Raw genomic sequence first — 1,916 nt, forward strand, 5'->3', positions numbered from 1 at the left:
TCTATATAGATTTTTATTTGATTTTGTTAATTACTTTTAAAACATCGTCTACTTTTCCAGAAACAGTGTATTTCACATGTTTTCCTGATTTATTTTTTTTAATTATAGAGACTTTAACGTCTATATCTCTAGTTCCAAAGTTATCAATTTTTTTCTGAATATAATTTGAAACAAGATTTACTAAAAAAGGTATCATTACTGATGTGGCAAAGAAAGTGCCTAACGCTAACGTTATACTGTTTAATTGCAGGTACGAAACACCATTAGAATCTCCGTACACTTTAACATTAGAATGTGATTGCTTGGTGAACTGGAAAAAATCCAGTGCATTACCTCCAGTAATTTTTGAACTATCAAAAACGATCGCAATCTCATCATCTTGAGGTTCATATGAAGAAATGATTTTTACCTCTTCATCTTCATCACTCATTTCACTCAAAGTAATGGGGTTCATTCTCAACTCCTTGTTTTATATTTTTACATTCAAATTTTACTATACGACTGGTTAATTGCTCCTGTCCAACACACACCAGAGTTCATATGCTTAGCATACAAGGGACCAATGCCAGTAGCGACAGGCTAGTGTGTCAAAAAACCACATGAAGATCAATCTCCTGCGGAAAATTTGGCCGCAATTAGTTTCATTGTCCTTTCCATGCCTTGATAAACTGTCGCATCTGTAATGTTTAACCTTGCGAGTTCCTTAAGTATTCTAGCTTTGTTTCTGATCACTATTTTTTCTACTTTAAACTCTTGCATAGCATCATCAGGGTTTGAAACTAAATCGGGATAAACAGCATTATTCCCAAATAATAAGAATGCACCTGACTGTGATGACATCCTTTCATTATTATTTCTTCCTTTAACGAAAATTAACCTTTCCAAATCTGATGGTATAATTACATCTTTAAAATAAGGTTTTTCATCTTTAATGTAATGTATGAGTTTTTGACAAGCTTCAGTTTTATTGAAAGCCTCCTTGTCCATTTTACAATCCAGCTGATCTTTCAGTGTTTGACTTAGCATTGATATATTTGATATGCAACTTACTGTATCAGAGTCAAAGAATTTTATACGATCCCTTTTTGTTTTGAAAATAATAACATGTCCATCAACCTCATTTGTATTTTCATTATTACTAATGTCGCAACAAGCGAAATACAGAGCGATTAGTGGATTTGATGTTATATCCAACAAACGAGTTGGTAGTCCGTAGTGTTGCATCCTTACTAACTTGTCTAGCATTGTTTTATCATCAACAAACTCAGTTGGCCTTGCTGTTAGGGCTTCACGGACTAAATTTGATTCACTGTGCAAATGCTTGAAGTTACCTTTTTTGTTTTTCCTGAAAACTGATGGAGCCAACTCGTAAGATACATCAGAATGTCCACGATAAAATATTTCTGCATCTTCTTCATGATCTTGTTCTAAAACACGCGCCATGAAACTTTGAACATTATCTATTATTGGGTAGTTATCAACTTCATCAGGAAGTGCTTCAGTAGGAGGAAGTGGTGTACTTCTTGTCGTTATATTTAGAAGTGCTAATGTTTGATTTAAATCACGTGCTTTTATTCCCCAGTGAGTCCGTTTCAGCCCATATGCACCTAATTCTAAAGCTGTTTGATATAACTCTTTGTTTATCACTACGACATCATCTTGTGAGTGAGTGATTCTGAAATCAAACTCAACATTTTTGTTAACTGTTCGTAGATTTGAAATTACACCAAGTCGCAAAGTAATGTATTCAACATTGTCTCGGGAATAAAGTTCTGACATAAAAAGCGTAGGTAATTTCTCAATATAAGATAATGCTTTATCATTCAAAGGCGTTAACTTCAACCGGATGTCATCAGAGGTGCCTTCTAACATACGTGATATAGGAAAATCACAACTCCCACTAACCCGTTCATACA

General features: G+C 34.1%; 2 protein-coding genes. Both read right to left on the reverse strand.

What is annotated here, in order from left to right; all coding sequences use genetic code 11:
* Window positions 1-13: 13 nt before the first annotated feature.
* Window positions 14-454, reverse strand: coding sequence for a hypothetical protein (locus GV764_RS20305; RefSeq protein WP_016239970.1), 441 nt, complete (start codon window positions 452-454; stop codon window positions 14-16).
* 152 nt (window positions 455-606) lie between these two features.
* Window positions 607-1,916, reverse strand: a 1,310-nt coding sequence (locus tag GV764_RS20310; RefSeq protein ID WP_161661781.1) for an FRG domain-containing protein, incomplete at its 5' end; no start/stop codon positions are given.

This window comes from Atlantibacter hermannii (assembly GCF_009907385.1).
Lineage (GTDB): Bacteria > Pseudomonadota > Gammaproteobacteria > Enterobacterales > Enterobacteriaceae > Atlantibacter > Atlantibacter hermannii_A.

Coding starts and splice junctions, on each gene's coding strand:
- GV764_RS20305 (WP_016239970.1), bottom strand. CDS start 454: ATGAACCCCATTACTTTGAGTGAAATGAGTGATGAAGATGAAGAGGTA.